Genomic DNA, 277 nt, shown 5'->3' with positions numbered 1-277 from the left:
ACGCTTTATAACTTTGGCAGCGATGAGTCGCTGTTCGGAGTCGAGATACGCAGAGGGTTCGTCGATGAGGTAGACGTCGGCGGGCTTGCCGAGACACAACGCCATCGCCACTCGCTGCAACTCTCCTCCCGACAGGTTCTGCACCTCTTGGTCAATTATGTCATCTATCTTGAGTGGTTTCATCACGTCGGTCACAAACTGAGGATGAATGTAGGCATCCCTGATCTTGTCATGCAACAGCTGACGCACCAACCCCTGGGACTTGGGGCTGATCTTC

1 protein-coding gene is annotated in these 277 nt (G+C 53.8%); it reads right to left on the bottom strand.

Annotated elements, in window-relative coordinates:
• Positions 1-277: ATP-binding cassette domain-containing protein (locus P2081_RS20785; protein WP_278924685.1), on the bottom strand; the 277-nt coding region annotated here is incomplete at both ends.

The sequence above is a fragment of the Pseudophaeobacter profundi genome (genome assembly GCF_029697505.1).
Taxonomy (GTDB): Bacteria; Pseudomonadota; Alphaproteobacteria; order Rhodobacterales; family Rhodobacteraceae; genus Pseudophaeobacter; species Pseudophaeobacter profundi.
This window is presented reverse-complemented; position numbering and strand designations above follow the sequence as displayed.